This is a genomic window from Polaromonas aquatica (assembly GCF_050626995.1).
Lineage (GTDB): Bacteria > Pseudomonadota > Gammaproteobacteria > Burkholderiales > Burkholderiaceae_C > Polaromonas > Polaromonas aquatica_A.
The window spans coordinates 3,663,669-3,681,577 of record NZ_CP192467.1 but is presented as its reverse complement, the minus strand read 5'-3'; the positions used below and the strand labels follow the sequence as shown (position 1 = coordinate 3,681,577).

Below are 17,909 nucleotides of genomic sequence, written 5' to 3'. Positions count from 1 at the left end.
TCATTCGTGAACGCGAAGGCGAAGCGCAGACAGTACAAACGTACGGCCAGCGAAGCCGACAAAGTGCACGGATGATTTGGAAATGGAATCAGATCTTGCCGCGTTGCTTGAGGCGGCTAAGGGTTTCTGCTGATAGATTGAGGTAGGAGGCCAATTCTTTCTTGGGAATGCGGTCAAACAGCTCAGGGTGTTTGCGCTGAAAGCGCTTGACGCGGCCCGGGGCGTCCAGCAAATGCAGCGTGATGGTGTGCGCCATGATTTCACTCATCAGACGCATCACGTAATACTCGAATGACTGCTTGATCTCGTGGTGGCGCTCAAGGAATGCCACCCATTCCGGCAACGGCAGCTTTGCCACCCGCACCTTGGTCACGCAAACGGTGCTATAGGGCGTTGGCGTACCCAACCGCCAGGCGGCGTAGCTGGTTTCCATGTCGCGCTCGTCGGCAAAGCGCAGGATCATCTCCTTGGCCTGTTCGTTGGTCACCACGCGCTTGAGGATGCCCTCAAGGATGAAATATTGCTCCATTTCATGCACGCCCTGCTCCAGCAGGGCGTCGCCCTTCTGGCCGTCAACAATGACCAGATGCGACTCAAGTTCGGCACTTTGCTCCGCCGTCATTCCCTTCAAAACGATGTTCTGCGCCAACTGAACACGAATGACGTTTCTCTCGGGATGATTTGGTATGGACGACATGGGGCGATAAGGATTGGGAAGGACGCAGATTCACGGGTTTCCCAGAGGGTGATTCCACCGAAAATTGACCGTGGTCAATGTTGAAATCTGAATCGATTCCTATGATACCTCGACGGTGCAAATGACCCCTTGCGCACCCAAAGCGAGGCGACGTAACACACCGCGATAGCCCTGATTCAGGTCAACGAGGTTTCAGGGCTTGATACGGTCAGTTGCTTTGCTCAACCTTTATCGAAGTCAAACGAAGAGACATTTCACTATGACCAACGCCACCTCATCAACAGAGCAGATCGACGGTTTTCACCTTGTCATCGATGCCCTCAAGCTCAACGGCATCGATACGATCTTCGCCCTGCCCGGCATCCCCATCACCGACCTTACCCGCAAGGCTCAGGCCGAAGGCATCCGGATGATCTCGTTTCGCCACGAGCAGCATGCAGGCAATGCCGCCGCCGCTGCGGGCTTCCTGACGCAAAAGCCTGGAATTTGCCTGACCGTCTCGGCCCCTGGCTTCCTGAACGGCCTCACGGCACTGGCCAATGCGACGACCAATTGCTTCCCGATGATCCTGATCAGCGGCTCCAGCGAGCGCGAGATCGTCGATTTGCAGCAGGGTGACTACGAAGAAATGGACCAATTGGCAATTGCCAAGCCATTGTGCAAAGCAGCATTTCGCGTTCTGCACGCAGAAGACATCGGTGTTGGCATCGCACGCGCCATCCGTTCGGCGCTGTCCGGCCGCCCCGGCGGCGTTTACCTCGACCTGCCGGCCAAACTGTTCAGCCAGTCAATGGACGCTGCAGCCGGCAAAAAGTCACTGATCAAGGTTGTCGACCCCGCACCGCGCCAGATTCCCGCACCCGATGCGGTTAAACGTGCACTGGACCTGCTCAAAGGCGCCAAGCGCCCCCTGATTGTCCTTGGCAAAGGCGCTGCCTACGCGCAGTGCGACGCCGAGATCCGCGCCCTGATCGAAAAAACCGGCATCCCTTACCTGCCGATGTCGATGGCCAAAGGCTTGCTGCCCGATACGCATCCACAGTCGGCTTCGGCCACCCGCTCCCACGTGCTGGCGGAAGCCGACGTGGTGGTGCTGGTCGGCGCACGGCTGAACTGGCTGCTGTCGCACGGCAAGGGCAAGACCTGGGGCGGCACGAATGCCGACACCCGGCAATTCATCCAGATCGACATCTCGCCAACCGAGATGGACAGCAATGTGCCTATCGCCGCACCGCTGGTTGGCGACATCGGCTCGTGCGTCTCGGCATTGCTGGAAGGTCTGGGCTCAAAGTGGGCAAAACCACCGGCCGAATGGACCCAGGGAATCAACGAGCGCAAGGACAAGAACATGTCCAAGATGGCGGCAACGCTGGCGCTGAACCCGCCCACGATGAACTTTCACAGTGCGCTGAATGTCATCCGCAACGCCGTCAAGGCGCGCCCGGATGCCATCGTCGTCAACGAAGGGGCCAACACCCTCGATTTCGCACGCAGCATTGTCGACATGTATGAACCGCGCAAGCGCCTGGACGTCGGCACTTGGGGCATCATGGGCATCGGCATGGGCTTTGCCGTCGCGGCTGCCGTGGTTACGGGTAAACCCGTCATTGCCATCGAAGGAGACAGTGCCTTTGGTTTCAGCGGCATGGAAGTCGAGACGATTTGCCGCTACAACCTCCCGGTTTGTGTCATCGTCTTCAACAACAACGGTATTTACAAGGGTACCGACGTGAATCCTCGCGGCGGCGATGTAGCGCCCACCGTTTTTGTCAAGAATGCACGTTACGAGATGATGATGGAAGCCTTCGGAGGCGTGGGTGTTCTTGCCAATACGCCGGACGAGCTGGCCAAGGCGCTGGACGAGGCGGTCAAGTCCGGCAAGCCGACCCTGATCAACGCCATCATCGACGAGACCGCCGGTACCGAAAGCGGCCGAATCACCAGCCTGAATCCGCAAAGCGCTGCAGCAAAGAAGTAATCCAAAGCCATCCCAAGGAGCAATCAAAATGAGCAACAAACCACTCAAAGGCATCAAGATCATCGACTTCACGCATGTGCAGGCGGGCCCCGCCTGCACTCAGATGCTGGCCTGGTTCGGCGCTGACGTGATCAAGGTCGAGCGTCCTGGCTCTGGCGACGTCACCCGAAGCCAGTTGCGCGACATCGAAGGCGCTGACGCGCTGTACTTCACCATGCTCAACAGCAACAAGCGCGGCCTGACGCTGGACACCAAAAAGCCCGAAGGCAAGGAGGTGCTGGAGCGGCTCATCAAGGAATCCGACGTGATGGTCGAGAACTTTGGTCCCGGCGCGCTGGACCGCATGGGATTCACCTGGGAACACATCCAGTCCCTCAACCCCAAAATGATTCTGGCGTCCGTCAAGGGTTTCTCTGACGGCCACCACTACGAGGACCTGAAGGTTTACGAAAACGTGGCCCAGTGCGCAGGCGGCGCAGCGTCCACCACCGGCTACTGGAAGGGCGAGAACTCAGGCCCCACCATTTCGTCTGCCGCTCTGGGTGACAGCAACACCGGCATGCACCTGGCCATCGGGATTTTGACGGCATACATCGGCCGCCAGCAGACCGGCAAGGGCCAAAAAGTCGCCGTGTCCATGCAGGACAGTGTGCTGAACCTGTGCCGCGTCAAAATGCGCGACCAGTTGCGCCTGGACAACCTTGGCTACCTCGAAGAGTACCCACAGTACCCGCATGAAATGGAAGCCTTCAAGGACGGCGTGGTGCCGCGTGGCGCCAATGCCGGCGGTGGCGGACAGCCCGGCTGGATCCTGAAATGCAAAGGCTGGGAGACCGACCCCAACGCCTATATTTACTTCACGGTCCAGGGTCACGCCTGGGAGCCGATCTGCGACGCGCTGGGCAAACCCGAGTGGAAAACCGACCCAGCCTACACCACGGCCAAGGCACGCCAGCCGCACATCATGGACATCTTCGCCACGATTGAAGCATTCATCGCCGACAAGACCAAGTTCGAAGCCGTGGACGTCTTCCGCAAATTTGATATTCCTTGCGCGCCCGTGTTGTCGATGAAGGAGTTGTTGCATGACAAATCCTTGCGCGCCAGCGGCTCCATCGTTGAAGTGCCGCACAAGGTGCGCGGCAGCTACTTCACCGTGGGCAGCCCGATCAAGTTCTCTGACACCAAACCTGAAGTAACGGCATCGCCCCTGCTGGGCGAGCACACCGATGAGGTTTTGGCTGAACTCGGCTACACCAAAGACCAGATTGCGGCCATTCATGCTGCGAAAGCGGTTTGATCGCGAAAGTTTGACACGCTAGTCTTCAAGGCTCGCAAAGACGGCGTTCAGGTGAGCGCCGTCTTTGTTTGAAGGACCATTTACCCGCCCTTAGCGAACCCAGGAGCAGAACATGCAAACTTCCATCGACTACAGGCAACTCGTCGAGTCCGTTGGCGATGCCATCGTGGCCTCCGATGCCAGCGGCGCGATCGTGTCGTGGAACCCTGCCGCCCAGCGGATGTTCGGTTTCACCGAAGAAGAAGCGCTCGGCAAATCGCTTGACATCATCATTCCGCAGCGCCAGCAGCAACGCCACTGGGACGGCTACCACAAGACCATGGAAACAGGGAAAACCCGGTATGGCAACGACGTGCTGCGGGTGCCCGCGGTACACAAGGACGGCCATGGCTTGTCCATCGCCTTCACCGTGGCCCTGTTACATACCCCGGATAACAAGGTGTCGGCCATCGTCGCGGTGATCCGCGACGAAACCGCCCGCTTTGCCGAAGAACGCAACCTGAAAAAACGCCTGACGGAGCTTGAGATGCAGCTTGCACCTCAGGGCAATACACCCTAACCCAAATCGTACAGGCACACCACTGGAGCAGTGATTACCATTGGGGTTGAACGGGGCGGAGGAACCCCCTGACCACGGATCAAACCGTGTGTAACAACCACTTTTCAACTTTCCAGGCAGGAACTTTCATGAGCAAAGCGTTAGACGGTGTTCGCATCCTTGATTTCACCCATGTCCAGTCGGGGCCTACGTGTACCCAATTGCTAGCGTGGTTCGGCGCGGACGTCATCAAGGTAGAACGCGCGGGCGAAGGCGACGCGACGCGTGGCCAGCTGCGCGACATCCCCGGGGTGGACAGCCTGTACTTCACCATGCTCAACCACAACAAGCGTTCCATCACGCTGGACACCAAGAAGCAAAAGGGCAAGGAAGTCCTGGACACCCTGATCAAGGAATGTGATGTGCTGGTCGAGAACTTCGCTCCCGGCGCACTCGACCGGATGGGCATCACCTGGGAACACATCCAGAAGATCAATCCGAGAATGATCGTAGCTTCGGTCAAGGGCTTTGGCCCCGGGCCCTATGAAGATTGCAAGGTGTACGAAAACGTCGCCCAGTGTGCCGGTGGTTCCGCTTCCACTTCCGGTTTTGACGACGGCCCGCCCATGGTCACGGGAGCACAGATCGGCGATAGCGGAACCGGCCTGCACCTGGCCCTGGGCATCGTCGCAGCCCTCTATCAACGCAACACCACGGGGCGCGGCCAGAAAGTGCTGGCCCCCATGCAGGACGCCGTGCTGAACCTGTGCCGCGTCAAACTGCGCGACCAGCAGCGCCTGGAGCGCACCGGCACCATGCATGAATACCCGCAGTACCCCGACGGCAAGTTCGGTGAAGCCGTACCCCGTGCCGGCAATGCCTCCGGCGGCGGCCAGCCCGGATCGATCCTCAAATGCAAAGGCTGGGAAACCGATCCCAACGCCTACATCTACTTCATCACGCAAGGGGCCGTGTGGCCAGCAGTGTGCAAAGTCATTGGCGAGGAAAGCTGGATTGACGACGAAGCCTTTGCGACACCCGCCGCCCGCCTGCTGCATTTGAAGCCGATCTTTGCGCGCATCGAGCAATGGACCATGACCAAGACCAAGTTCGAGGCCATGGAAATCCTGAACAAGTACGACATTCCCTGCGGTCCCATCCTGTCAATGAAAGAAATTGCCGAGGAGCCCGCGCTCCGCGAGACGGGCACCATTGTTGAGGTCGACCACCCCACCCGCGGCAAATATCTGACTGTGGGCAACCCGATCAAGATGTCAGACAGTGCCACTGAAGTCACACGCTCGCCCCTGCTGGGCGAACACACCGACGAAGTACTGGCGCAGTTGGGCTACAGCGCCGACTACATCGCCGAATTACGCGCCGAACGCGTCATCTAGGCCGGACATTTCCACCACAAACGCCAGCCCTACAGCGAGCCCACACGCTTCATGAACCACCCCATCATTCCCATTGCCGTCATCGACGCCTCCAAGCAGCGAAAACGCCAGGCACCCAAGGGACGCCGCGTTGACCCGCTGGCGCTCGTTGAGGTGCAGCGCCTGTTGGGCACCGAATCGCGCCGGCCTGACTTGCTGATCGAACACCTGCACAAGATCCAGGATGAGTTCGGGCACTTGTCGGCAGCGCATCTGGCGGCCCTGGCCCAGGAGATGAAGCTGGCCCAGACCGAGGTGTATGAGGTGGCTACCTTCTATCACCACTTTGACGTTGTTAAAGAAGGCGAGACGGCGCCTCCCGCACTCACGGTACGGGTCTGTGACGGCCTTGCATGCGAGATGGCAGGCGCCAGGGACTTGCTGGCCAAACTCCCTGCCCTCCTGGGCCGAGAGGTCCGGGTCATTGCCGCGCCCTGCATAGGCCGCTGTGAACAGGCGCCGGCAGCTGTGGTGGGACAAAACCCGGTACCCAACGCCAGCTGTGAAGCCATCATGGCGACCGTCGCTGCAGATGCCGTGCAGCACGTCCCCGAAGGGTTTGTCGACCTGCCCGCCTACCAGCGCGCTGGCGGCTACGCCTTGCTCAAGCAATGCATCGCGGGCGAACGCGATATCGAAGCAGTCCTCAAGACCATGGAAGACTCCGGCCTGCGTGGACTGGGCGGCGCCGGTTTCCCTTCCGGGCGCAAGTGGCGCATCGTGCGTGCCGAAAAAGGCCCGCGCCTGATGGCGGTCAATATCGACGAAGGCGAGCCCGGCACCTTCAAGGACCGCGTCTATTTGGAACGCGATCCGCACCGTTTCCTCGAAGGCATGCTGATCGCCGCCTGGGCCGTCGGCATCGAGAAGATTTACGTTTACCTGCGGGACGAATACCACGGCTGCCGCAACATGCTGGAAGCCGAAGTGGCCAGGCTGCGGCTGGACCCGCTGATGGCAGGAATGCCGGAGATCGAACTGCGGCGCGGCGCGGGTGCTTACATCTGCGGCGAAGAGTCGGCCATGATCGAGTCGATCGAGGGCAAACGCGGGATGCCCCGTCTCCGCCCGCCGTACGTCGCACAAGTGGGCCTGTTCGGCCGGCCGACGCTGGAACACAACTTCGAGACGCTGTACTGGGTGCGGGACATCCTGGAGAAAGGCGGTGAGTGGTTTGCCTCGCACGGCCGCAACGGCCGCAAGGGTTTGCGCTCGTTCTCCGTCTCAGGGCGGGTGAAAGAGCCCGGCGTGAAGCTGGCGCCCGCCGGCATCACCATCCAGGAGTTGATCGACGAATACTGCGGCGGCATGCTGGACGGCCACACGTTCTACGCCTACCTGCCAGGCGGCGCATCGGGCGGCATCCTTCCGGCCACGATGAACACCATTCCGCTGGACTTCGACACGCTGCAACCCTATGGCTGCTTTATCGGTTCGGCTGCGGTGATGATTCTTTCAAACCAGGACACGGCCACGGATGCAGCGCGCAACATGATGCGTTTCTTTCACCATGAGTCTTGCGGCCAGTGCACGCCCTGCCGTGTCGGCACGGCGAAAGCGGCACATCTCATGGAGCAACCCAAGTGGGACCTTGCCCTGCTGGCAGACCTGTCGCTGGTCATGCGCGATGCTTCGATCTGCGGCCTCGGCCAGGCCGCCCCCAATCCCATGGACTGCGTCGTCAAGTATTTCCCCCACGAGCTGGCTTAAGCATGCTCCGGGCAACAAGACATAAGGCACCACGATGAATGCAATTACCCGCCAGGAACTCGCCGAACTCGACGCGCCGCTCGTAAGCTTCAGCCTCAACGGCCGTGAAGTCCAGGGCCGCGCCACTGAATCCCTGCTCCAGGTCGCCAAGCGCGAAGGCGTGGAGATTCCGCACCTGTGCTTCAAGGAAGGCATGGAAGCCGTCGGCAATTGCCGCTCCTGCATGGTCGAGATCAACGGTGAGCGTGTACTCGCTCCTTCATGCTGCCGGGCCCCTGCCGCCGGCATGAAAGTCGTCACCGACAGCGAGCGCGCCGTGGCCTCGCAAAAAATGGTGCTCGAGCTGCTGCTGTCCGACATGCCCGAGAAGGGATACACCCGCAACAACGAGGTGGACCAATGGGCCGCCAAGATCGGTGTCGGCAAACCCCGCTTCGAAGCGCGCCAGCAAGTGCAGCAGGACGTGTCGCACCCCGCCATCGCGGTGAACCTGGACGCCTGCATCCAGTGCACGCGCTGCCTGCGCGCCTGCCGCGACGAACAGGTCAACGATGTGATCGGCCTGGCCTTCCGCGGCGACCAGGCCAAGATCGTGTTCGACATGGATGACCCGATGGGCGTGTCCACCTGCGTGGCCTGTGGCGAATGCGTGCAGGCTTGCCCCACCGGCGCGCTGATGCCCGCCCGCGAGGCTGCGCTCACCGTGCCGGACAAGCAGGTCGAGTCGGTCTGCCCGTATTGCGGCGTCGGCTGCCAGCTGACCTACAACGTCAAGGACGACAAGATTCTTTTTGTGGAAGGCCGCGATGGCCCCGCCAACCATGAGCGCCTGTGCGTCAAGGGCCGCTATGGATTTGACTATGCACACCACCCCCATCGTCTGACCAAGCCGCTGATCCGCCGCGAAGGTGTGCCCAAGACAGGCGACTTCACGATGGACCCGGACCGCGTGATGGACGTGTTCCGCGAAGCGAGCTGGGAAGAAGCGCTGGAATTCGCTGGCGGCAAGCTCGCCGCGATCCGAGACCAATACGGCAAAAAATCGCTGGCCGGTTTCGGCTCTGCCAAGGGCAGCAACGAGGAAGCCTACCTGTTCCAGAAGCTGGTGCGCACCGGTTTTGGCAGCAACAACGTGGACCACTGCACCCGTCTGTGCCACGCATCTTCCGTCGTCGCCCTGCTTGAAGGCATCGGCTCCGGCGCGGTGTCCAACCCGGTCATGGACGTGACCAAGGCCGATGTCGTGGTCATCATCGGCGCCAACCCGACGGTGAACCACCCGGTGGCCGCCACCTGGATCAAGAACGCCGTGAAGAACGGCACCAGGCTGATCGTGATGGATCCTCGGCGGTCCGACCTGACCCGTGTGGCGCACCGCCACCTGCAGTTCAAGCCCGACACCGACGTGCCCATGCTCAACGCGATGATGAATGTCATCGTGACCGAAGGCTTGGTTGACCAGGCCTTCATCGACAGCCGCACCATCGGCTACGAAGAACTGCGTAAAAACGTCGAGGGCTACACACCCGAATTGATGGCGCCTATCTGCGGCATCGACGCTGACACCCTGCGTTATGTGGCCCGCCTCTACGCGACCTCCAAAGGCTCCATGATCCTTTGGGGCATGGGGGTGTCGCAGCACGTGCACGGCACCGACAACGCGCGCTGCCTGATTGCCCTTTCGCTGATGACCGGCCAGATCGGCCGTCCCGGCACAGGCCTGCATCCGTTGCGCGGCCAGAACAACGTGCAGGGTGCATCTGACGCGGGCCTGATCCCCATGATGCTGCCGGACTACCAGCATGTGTCCAAGCCCGAGGTTCGCGCCAGCTTCGAGAAGGCCTGGAAGCTCGCCCCCGGCACCCTGGATGACCAGGTCGGCCTGACGGTGGTCGAGGTGATGCATGCCATCAAGAAGGGTGGCATCAAGGGCATGTATGTGCAGGGTGAGAACCCGGCCATGTCGGACCCCGACGCCAACCACGCGCGTGAAGCCCTTGCGGCGCTCGAGCACCTCGTGGTGCAGGACATCTTCCTGACCGAAACGGCCTATCTGGCGGACGTGATCTTGCCGGCCAGCGCCTTCCCTGAAAAGGACGGCAGCTTCACCAATACCGACCGCCTGGTGCAGATGGGCCGCAAGGCCATCAACCCGCCCGGCGACGCACGCCAGGACCTCTGGATCATCACGCAGATCGCCAACCGGATGGGCTGCGGGTGGCACTACAACCATGTCAGCGAAGTCTTCGACGAGATGCGCCACACCATGCCGAGCATTGGCGGCATTACCTGGGACCGGCTGGACCGCGAACATTCGGTCACCTACCCCTGCATGAAGGAAGGCGATCCCGGCCAGTCAGTAGTGTTTGTGGATGACTTCCCCCGTGAAGGCGGCCGCGCGAAGTTCGTGCCCGCCGACATCATCCCGGCCAATGAGCGCCCGGACACCGAATACCCGATGGTGCTGATCACCGGCCGCCAGCTGGAGCATTGGCACACCGGCAGCATGACGCGGCGCGCCACGGTGCTCGATGCGATCGAGCCCGATCCGGTCGCCCTGGTACACCCACTGGATCTTGCCGCCCTGGGGGGCAAGCCCGGCGACGTGGTGACCATCGAGTCACGCCGCGGCAAGGTGGAGCTGTACGCCCGCGCCGACGAAAGCTCGCCACGCGGTGCGGTGTTTGTGCCGTTCTGCTACTACGAGGCGGCCATCAACAAGCTGACCAACGCGGCGCTGGACCCCTTCGCCAAGATTCCGGAGTTCAAGTACTGCGCCATCAAGGTCTCGCTGGGCGGTGTGCCACCGGTGCAGGACAGCTACGGCGGCGGACAGGCGCTGAAGAACTCGATCGCCCTGGCGGGGTTCTAGGAAGCTGTGTACGCAGGTTCCGGGTGCCCGGCGCGTTGGTAAACTCGCGCGCCGGCCGTAAACCGGCTGGCGCGCGACCGTTAACGCGCCCTCTGCCGTACTGCGAAAACTCAAGGAAAATCGGCCTCCAGTCCAGGCGTTACCTTGACATATAGCTATCATTTAGATAGCAACCGGCACTCACCGGGCCGCCAGCTCTCTAACCTTGCGGCGGCGCCGGCATCACGACGATGCCGTCCTCATCCGCGTAAAGCCAGTCACCGGGACGCACCCAGACGCCTTGAATCTGCACGGCGATGTCCCTGAGGCCTGCCTGGCGCCTTTCCGTGGGCAGTGGGATGCTCGCCAGCGCGCGGATACCGGTCTGGCATTGCGCGAGCTCGGCGACATCGCGCACGCAACCGTCAATCACCACGCCGGCCCAGCCATTTTTGGCGGCTGCAGCCCCCAGATTGCCGCCCAGCAACGCGCGGCGCAGCGAGGCGCCGCCATCCACTACCAGCACGCGCGCCTCGCCCGGAGACTCCACCGCCGCCTTGACAGGCGAGTTGTCCTCAAAGCACTTCACCGTGACCACGGGGCCGCAGAACTTCTGCAGGCCCCCATAGCTTTTAAATACCGGCGGCAACACCCTGAAATTGCCCCAGGTGTCCCCTTTGTGGAGATCACAGAGGTCGCAGGTAGCGAACGAAGCGGGAAGGTTCTGGCTCATTTTCCGGTGACTTTCCTGATGACGGGTTTGATGTCTTCGCGGCGGGCGGGCAGGACGACGGCATTTTCGCGGGGCGCGTTGAGGACGATAGAGGTGGAGGTCTCAGTGAGCAAGCAAAATTTGGTCACCACCGCGTCCAGATGTGCCACGTCGATCACCGCGATTTCCAGCACCCAGCTGTCTTCGCCGGTCACGTTGTAGGCATTGATGACTTCAGGCGTCTGCTCGATCAGCTTGACCACCCGGGCGTATTCGACCCGCCCCACCCGCGCGATGGCGCGTATGCCGTAACCCAGTCGCCCCAGGTCGACCTCGGCGCGGTAGCCCTTGATCACGCCGCCGAGCTCGAGCTTGCGCACGCGCTCTGTCACCGCGGGCTGGCTCAGGTGGACGCGCCGGCCCAGCTCGGCCATGGTGATGCGCGCATCGCGCTGCAGTTCGCCGAGGATGCGGCTGTCGTAATGATCCCATTCGGTGGTTTCGGTCATGGTGCTCTTCAAGCTTTAAATTAAAAGGCCAAATCCAGTTTTGCCGTTAATTTTGCATGGCCTGAGTGCGCATGGCAACCTACGATCCTTGCATGACCTCTGCACTCGCTTCCCCCTCCACCGCCGGAAAATCGCCGGCGCTTTTGATTCCTGCCCTCCTCGCCTGCTACCTGGTGTGGGGCTCCACTTACCTGGCGATCCGGTTCGCGTTGATCAGCTTTCCGCCTTTCTTCCAGATGGGCACGCGCTTCCTGGCAGCGGGCATTCTGCTGATGGCCTGGGTACTGATACGCGGCCACAAGCTGCCCACCCGGCGCGAATGGATCAACGCGTCCATCATCGGCGCCCTGATGCTGGGCGGCGGCATGGGGCTCACGGCGTCGGCTGAAGTCCACATCGGATCCGGCCTGATCGCCACCTTTATCGCCGTGGTGCCCATGATGGTGTCGGCCTGGGGCCTGCTGCTCGGCCAGCGGCCCAGCAGGCTGGAGTTCGTGGGCATGGTGGTGGGGCTGGCAGGCGTGCTGATGCTGGTGCAAGGCGCCAGCTTCAGCGCCGCGCCTGTCGGCATGGCGTGCATAGCAGCGGCGACCTTGCTGTGGTCGCTCGGCTCGGTGCTATCCACCACCCGGCTGCCATTGGCGAACGGTCCCGCGGGTTTTGCCAGCGAAATGTTGTGTGGCGGCGCGGTGTTGATGGTGATTTCTCTTGCATTGGGTGAGCACCACGAGGCCGCGGCCAACTGGCCCGCACAGCCTGAAGCCGTGCTCGCATGGCTCTATCTCGTGGTGTTCGGCTCACTCATCGCCTTCAGCGCGTACCTGTATTTGCTGGCCAATGCCTCGCCCGCAGTGGCCACGAGCTACGCCTTTGTGAACCCCCTGATCGCGATTTTCCTGGGCGCATTCTTCGCCGGAGAGCACGTCACAGGGGGAGAATGGGCTGCTTGCGGCGTGATTCTCATGGGCGTTTTCCTGATTTTCAGAGGTAAATCTGCAACATCCAGGCGCAAATAAAGTGCGTTTGCACTAGGAAACTGCGTTTTTCTCCAGTAGCATCCGCATTGCCACAAGGAAGAGTAGTTATCCGTGTGGTGATTTATCAACTTCTAGAAGGAAAATCAATCATGGCAACTGCAAAAAAAGCACCGGCTAAAAAAGCGCCTGCAAAAAAGGCTGCTCCGGCAAAGAAAGTAGCTGCGAAGAAAGCAGCTCCTGCAAAGAAGGCTCCTGCGAAGAAAGCAGCTCCTGCAAAGAAGGTAGCCGCGAAGAAGGCAGCTCCCGCCAAGAAAGTTGCGGCCAAAAAGCCAGCAGCGAAAAAAGCGCCTGCCAAAAAGCGCACTCCGAACGCAGCGTTCATGAAGGCACTGACCTTGAGCCCGGCACTGGCAGCAGTAGTTGGCGACAAGCCTCTGCCACGCACCGAGATCGTCAGCAAGCTGTGGGTTTACATCAAATCCAAGGGCCTGCAGGACAAGGTCAACAAGCGCATGATCAACGCCGACGAAAAACTGCGCGCCGTTTTCGGCAAGGCGCAAGTGTCGATGTTCGAGATGGCTGGCCTGATCGGCAAGCACGTCAAGTAATCGGTTTTACCGATTTCAAAAAGGCCGGTTTCACCGGCCTTTTTTTATGCGCCAACGCATGGGCGCACGATCACAGCGGCTACCCTCTGGCACGCTTCCTGCGTTGCTTTCGCTGTCTTCATTCACCATTCATTAGCTGCGCAAACACCCCTGAAGCCTTCCTGATGCCATAGGGTTACTCGGTAGCCCACCTAAGGCGGCACAGGCCAAAAATCACGCTAATGTTGCTAAGATTAAAAATTCCCCGCGGCACCGCCCGTGCCAGACTGACCTAGACAAGATCCATGTTGATGCCATTGCATGCCAAGCCCTCGGCGGCGGAAATTTCCGCGCGCCCCTCATGTCGCCTTTGCGACGGATTTTCCATAGCCCGCGTTAACGGCTGCCTTAGCATCCCGCAATAATGCTGCGCTTTATTTTTACCCGACTGAGCCTGATCATTCCCACCTTCCTGGGGATGACACTGCTGGCCTTCTTCCTGATTCGCATGGTGCCGGGAGACCCGATTGAAACCATGGCGGGCGAACGTGGCATCGATCCGGTGCGTCATGCCCAGTTGCTCAAAGAGTTCGGCCTGGACAAGCCCGTTATGGTGCAGTACGGCATCTACATCGTCCGCGTACTCAAGGGTGACCTGGGCAAATCCCTGATCACGCAGGAACCCGTGCTGCGCGAGTTCCTCACACTGTTTCCGGCCACGATTGAACTGGCCGTCTGCGCAATCCTGTTTGCGCTGCTGATCGGCATACCAGCCGGCATTCTGGCGGCGGTGAAGCGAAACTCGATACTCGACCACGGCGTCATGGGGATATCGCTCACTGGTTACTCCATGCCGATTTTCTGGTGGGGCCTGCTGCTGATCCTGCTGTTCTCGGTGCAACTAGGCTGGACGCCGGTCTCCGGCCGGCTGTCGGTGCAGTACTTCATCGAGCCCACCACAGGCTTTCTGCTGATCGACTCGCTGCTCTCGGACGACAAGGGCGCGTTCTGGTCGGCGGCCTCCCACCTGATATTGCCCATGATCGTGCTGGGCACCAACCCGCTGGCGGTGATCGCACGCATGACGCGCTCTGCCATGCTGGAAGTGCTGGGCGAGGACTACATCCGCACCGCGCGCGCCAAGGGGCTTTCCAACCTTCGCGTGGTGGCCCTGCATGCGCTGCGCAACGCGCTGATCCCGGTGGTGACCGTGATCGGCCTGCAGGTTGGCGTGCTGTTCACCGGCGCCATCCTGACCGAAACCATCTTTTCCTGGCCCGGCGTCGGCAAGTGGCTGATCGAGGCCATCAGCCGCCGCGACTATCCCGTGCTGCAGGGCGGCATCCTGCTGCTGGGCGCCATCGTCATGGCCGTCAACCTGCTGGTGGACATCACCTACGGCATCATCAACCCACGCATCAGGCACCAGCGATGAGCACGGCTACCTTGAAACCCGCTACCGCCCCCGCGCCCCCGCATCCGCTGCGCGAGTTCTGGAACTACTTCAGCGCCAACAACGGCGCCGTGATCGGCCTGGCCGTTGTCGTCTTCGTACTGCTGGTCGCACTGTTTGCGCCGCTGCTGGCGCCGCACGCACCCAACATCACCAACAATGCGGTGTTCCTCAAGCCCCCGGCCTGGCAGGCGGGCGGCTCCTGGACCTACCCGCTGGGCACCGACGCCATCGGCCGCGACATCCTCTCACGCCTGATGTACGGCGCCCGCCTGTCGCTGGTCATCGGTCTGGCCGTGGTGGCGCTGTCGGTCATCGTCGGTACCGTGCTGGGCCTGCTGGCCGGGTTTTTCCGGGGCGTCTTCGAAATTGCCGTGATGCGCCTGATGGACATCATCCTGACGCTGCCCAGCCTGTTGCTGGCCATCGTGATCGTGGCCATCCTCGGCCCCGGGTTGATGAACGCCATGCTGGCCGTGGCCATCGTCGTGCTCCCCCACTACGTGCGCATCACGCGCGCCGCCGTGATTGCCGAGACCTCGCGCGACTACGTGACGGCTGCGCGCATGAGCGGCGCCAGCCGCATCCGCCTGATGTTCAGCGAGATCCTGCCCAACTGCACGGCGCCGTTGATCGTCCAGGCTTCGCTGGGTGTCTCGACCGCCATCCTGGACGCCGCAGCCCTGGGCTTTCTGGGCCTGGGCGCCCAGCCGCCCTCACCTGAATGGGGCACCATGTTGGCCGATGCCCGCGAATTTGTCTTGCGCGCCTGGTGGGTCGTCACCTTCCCCGGCCTCGCAATTTTGATCACTGTGCTGGCCTTCAATTTGCTCGGCGACGGACTGCGCGACGCGTTCGACCCCAAACTGAAGCGCTGAGAATATGGCTCCCCCCCTTCTCGACTCACTTCGTGTAGCCGGATCCCCCCTCCGGGGGCAACAGCTGTGGCCCGGCAAAGCCGGTTCCACGCTGTTCCTTGGCAAGACATCCATGGCGTTTCAGTGCAAAACGCCTATCAACAGAATATTTGGAAGGCCCTGAACATGGCCCTATTAGAAATAGAAAACCTCTCCGTCGAGTTCCCCTCGCAAAACGGCGTGATGCACGCCGTCGACGGCATCAGCCTGTCACTTGAAGAAGGCGAAGTCCTCGGCATCGTCGGCGAGTCCGGCTCCGGTAAAAGCGTCACTATGATGGCCCTGATGGGCCTGGTGGCCTACCCTGGCCGCGTCAAAGCCGACAAACTCCGGTTTGCCGGCCACGACCTCCTCAAGCTGTCGCAAGGTGAGCGCAACAAGCTCATCGGCAAAGACGTGGCCATGATTTTCCAGGAACCCACGACCAGCTTGAACCCCTGCTTCACCGTTGGTTTCCAGATCACCGAAACCCTGCGCCTGCACCTGGGCATGGACAAGAAAGCCGCCACACGCAAAGCCATCGAGCTGCTTGAGCAGGTCGGCATCAACTCGCCCGAAAGCCGCCTGAAGGCCTACCCGCACCAGCTCTCGGGCGGCATGAACCAGCGCGTGATGATCGCCATGGCGATCGCCTGCAACCCGCGCCTGCTGATCGCCGACGAGCCGACCACGGCGCTTGATGTGACCATCCAGGCGCAGATCCTCGATTTGCTGCGCAGCCTGCAGAAGGAACGCGGCATGGCCCTGGTGCTGATTACGCACAACATGGGTGTGGTGTCCGAAATGGCGCAGCGCATCGCCGTCATGTACGCCGGACAGATCATGGAAGAGCAAAGCGCGCACGCCCTCTTCAACACGCCCCAGCATCCCTACACCGAAGCCTTGCTGTCGGCCTTGCCCGAGCGCAGCGACGGCAGCGCACGGCTGGCGACCATTCCCGGCATGGTGCCCGGCCTCTATGACCGGCCCACCGGCTGCCTGTTCGCCCCGCGCTGCTCTTACGCCACCGAACATTCCCGCAATGAGCGCCCCTTGCTGCGCGCCTGGAAAGACGGCATGGTGCGCTGCCACTACCCGCTGGGAGACCCCAGCCGCGAGGCCAACATCGAACACGACACCCCGCTGGTGGAGGCTGCGCAATGAGCACCGCCGCCATCCATACCCCAGCCACCCCGGCCACCGTGCCCAGCGGCCCGGTCGTCGAGGCCAAAAATCTCAAACAGGTTTATGAAATCCGCCGCGGCTTCATGCGCAAATCCGATCACCTGCAGGCCGTCGGCGGCGTGTCCTTCTCGGTCCATGCCGGCAAGACGCTGGCCGTCGTAGGCGAATCCGGTTGCGGCAAGTCCACACTGGCACGCATGGTGTCACTGATTGAAACTCCCACGGGCGGCGAACTGCGCATCACCGGCATCGACGCCGTGGGCGCCCCCCACGAGCAGCGCCAGGGCCTGCGCAAGGCCGTGCAACTGGTGTTCCAGAACCCCTACGGCTCACTGAACCCGCGCAAGAAAATCGGCGCGATCCTCGAAGCCCCGCTTGAGATCAACACCAGCCTGAACGCCGAAGAGCGCGCCCAGAAGGCCCGTGCCATGCTGGCCATGGTGGGCCTGCGCCCCGAGCATTACGACCGCTACCCGCACATGTTTTCGGGCGGCCAGCGCCAGCGCATCGCGATTGCGCGTGCGCTGATGCTCAACCCCACCGTGGTAGTGGCTGACGAACCGGTGTCGGCGCTGGACGTGTCCATCCAGGCCCAGGTGCTCAACCTGCTGGCCGACCTGCAGCAGTCCATGGGCCTGGCCTACCTGTTCATTTCGCACGACTTGGGCGTGGTGCGCCACATTGCCCACGACGTGCTGGTCATGTACTTGGGTCACGCCGTTGAGCAAGGCGAGAAGAACGCCCTCTTCAGCCGCCCCCTGCATCCCTACACCCAGGCCCTGCTGGCTTCCACACCCGGCCTGGCCGGCACAGGCGTCAAGCAGCGCATCGTGCTCAAGGGCGAGCTGCCTTCGCCGCTCAATCCGCCCACCGGCTGCGTGTTCTCCACCCGCTGCCCGCACGTCACGGACCGCTGCCGCGCCGAAAGGCCCCAGCTGCGCGAAGTTGCCGACCGGCAGGTTGCATGCCACTATGCTGAAAATTTTCTCACTGCGTGACCTGAAACCATGCACCCATGCACCGGTTTCAGGCCACGTTTTTCAATGACCAGGGCGCACCACGTCACAAATGTGGTGCAAA

The 17,909-nt window shown here is 61.5% G+C and carries 15 protein-coding genes; 12 read left to right on the top strand and 3 right to left on the bottom strand.

Annotated features, from left to right (window positions below):
- Positions 1-88 precede the first annotated feature (88 nt).
- Complete coding sequence (locus tag ACQ4MS_RS17660) at positions 89-697, bottom strand: Crp/Fnr family transcriptional regulator (protein ID WP_431095927.1); 609 nt, start codon at positions 695-697, stop codon at positions 89-91.
- 259 nt (positions 698-956) lie between these two features.
- Between ACQ4MS_RS17660 and oxc the strand changes: the two genes are divergently transcribed.
- From oxc to fdhF, 6 genes are all read left to right on the top strand, one after another.
- A complete protein-coding gene (gene oxc / locus ACQ4MS_RS17655; protein WP_431095926.1) occupies positions 957-2,675 on the top strand; it encodes an oxalyl-CoA decarboxylase in 1,719 nt (572 codons plus the stop codon).
- Positions 2,676-2,703: 28 nt separating this feature from the next.
- The gene (gene frc, locus ACQ4MS_RS17650; RefSeq protein WP_431095925.1) at positions 2,704-3,975 is read left to right on the top strand and encodes a formyl-CoA transferase; all 1,272 of its coding nucleotides are present in this window, start codon (positions 2,704-2,706) and stop codon (positions 3,973-3,975) included.
- Between the two features lie 112 nt (positions 3,976-4,087).
- Positions 4,088-4,534: a PAS domain-containing protein gene (locus ACQ4MS_RS17645; protein WP_431095924.1), complete on the top strand. Its 447-nt coding sequence runs from the start codon at positions 4,088-4,090 to the stop codon at positions 4,532-4,534.
- A gap of 128 nt (positions 4,535-4,662) precedes the next feature.
- Positions 4,663-5,910, top strand: coding sequence for a formyl-CoA transferase (gene frc / locus ACQ4MS_RS17640; protein ID WP_431095923.1), 1,248 nt, complete (start codon positions 4,663-4,665; stop codon positions 5,908-5,910).
- A gap of 51 nt (positions 5,911-5,961) precedes the next feature.
- Positions 5,962-7,659 carry an NAD(P)H-dependent oxidoreductase subunit E gene (locus ACQ4MS_RS17635; protein ID WP_431095922.1) on the top strand — a complete coding sequence of 566 codons (1,698 nt, stop codon included), beginning with the start codon at positions 5,962-5,964 and terminating at the stop codon, positions 7,657-7,659.
- Between the two features lie 34 nt (positions 7,660-7,693).
- Entirely contained in the window at positions 7,694-10,531 is a 2,838-nt protein-coding gene (gene fdhF, locus ACQ4MS_RS17630) for a formate dehydrogenase subunit alpha (RefSeq protein WP_431095921.1), read from the top strand.
- Positions 10,532-10,730: 199 nt separating this feature from the next.
- Here the strand turns inward: fdhF and rraA are convergent, their stop codons facing one another.
- Both rraA and ACQ4MS_RS17620 read right to left on the bottom strand, forming a co-directional pair.
- The gene (gene rraA, locus ACQ4MS_RS17625) at positions 10,731-11,243 is read right to left on the bottom strand and encodes a ribonuclease E activity regulator RraA (protein WP_431095920.1); all 513 of its coding nucleotides are present in this window, start codon (positions 11,241-11,243) and stop codon (positions 10,731-10,733) included.
- Complete coding sequence (locus ACQ4MS_RS17620; protein ID WP_431095919.1) at positions 11,240-11,731, bottom strand: Lrp/AsnC family transcriptional regulator; 492 nt, start codon at positions 11,729-11,731, stop codon at positions 11,240-11,242. The genes rraA and ACQ4MS_RS17620 overlap by 4 nt, the downstream gene beginning before the upstream one ends.
- Before the next feature lie 92 nt (positions 11,732-11,823).
- Here ACQ4MS_RS17620 and yedA point away from each other — a divergent pair, with 92 nt between their 5' ends.
- The 6 genes from yedA (at position 11,824) to ACQ4MS_RS17590 (ending at position 17,827) form a co-directional block, all read left to right on the top strand.
- Positions 11,824-12,747, top strand: coding sequence for a drug/metabolite exporter YedA (gene yedA / locus ACQ4MS_RS17615; protein WP_431095918.1), 924 nt, complete (start codon positions 11,824-11,826; stop codon positions 12,745-12,747).
- Positions 12,748-12,857: 110 nt separating this feature from the next.
- Positions 12,858-13,316, top strand: coding sequence for an SWIB/MDM2 domain-containing protein (locus ACQ4MS_RS17610; RefSeq protein WP_122956824.1), 459 nt, complete (start codon positions 12,858-12,860; stop codon positions 13,314-13,316).
- A gap of 403 nt (positions 13,317-13,719) precedes the next feature.
- Positions 13,720-14,730, top strand: a complete 1,011-nt coding sequence (locus tag ACQ4MS_RS17605) for an ABC transporter permease subunit (RefSeq protein ID WP_431095917.1) — start codon at positions 13,720-13,722, stop codon at positions 14,728-14,730.
- Complete coding sequence (locus tag ACQ4MS_RS17600; RefSeq protein WP_431095916.1) at positions 14,727-15,626, top strand: ABC transporter permease subunit; 900 nt, start codon at positions 14,727-14,729, stop codon at positions 15,624-15,626. Before ACQ4MS_RS17605 ends, ACQ4MS_RS17600 begins: the two co-directional genes overlap by 4 nt.
- Positions 15,627-15,791: 165 nt before the next feature.
- A complete protein-coding gene (locus ACQ4MS_RS17595; protein ID WP_431095915.1) occupies positions 15,792-16,808 on the top strand; it encodes an ABC transporter ATP-binding protein in 1,017 nt (338 codons plus the stop codon).
- A complete protein-coding gene (locus ACQ4MS_RS17590; RefSeq protein WP_431095914.1) occupies positions 16,805-17,827 on the top strand; it encodes a peptide ABC transporter ATP-binding protein in 1,023 nt (340 codons plus the stop codon). The genes ACQ4MS_RS17595 and ACQ4MS_RS17590 overlap by 4 nt, the downstream gene beginning before the upstream one ends.
- The last annotated feature ends 82 nt before the right edge of the window (positions 17,828-17,909 follow it).